We start from the raw sequence: 221 nt of genomic DNA, 5'->3' as shown, positions 1-221 counted from the left end.
GTCATGACCGAAGCAGTCGAGCGCGCCGGCCATGATCAGGCTTTCGAAGACGCGCTTGCCGACGATCTTCGGATCGACCCTTTCACAGAAATCGGCGAGGCTCTTGAACGGTTTTTCGCCGCGCGTGTCGACGATGTGCTCGACCGCCGCGTCACCGACGCCCTTGAGCGCGGCCAGCGAATAGAAAATGCGGTTCTCGCCGACCTCGAAATCCCGGAACG

At 61.5% G+C, this 221-nt stretch carries 1 protein-coding gene; it reads right to left on the bottom strand.

All coding sequences use genetic code 11. From position 1 onward, the window contains the following. A partial coding sequence (locus E5W70_RS32985) for a DUF655 domain-containing protein (protein WP_292665550.1) occupies positions 1-221 on the bottom strand: 221 nt, incomplete at both ends.

Origin of the sequence: Mesorhizobium sp. (genome assembly GCF_005063415.1) — a bacterium.
Lineage (GTDB): Bacteria > Pseudomonadota > Alphaproteobacteria > Rhizobiales > Rhizobiaceae > Mesorhizobium.
The sequence above is the reverse complement of the archived record's forward strand: the minus strand, read 5'-3'. Positions and strand labels throughout refer to the sequence as shown.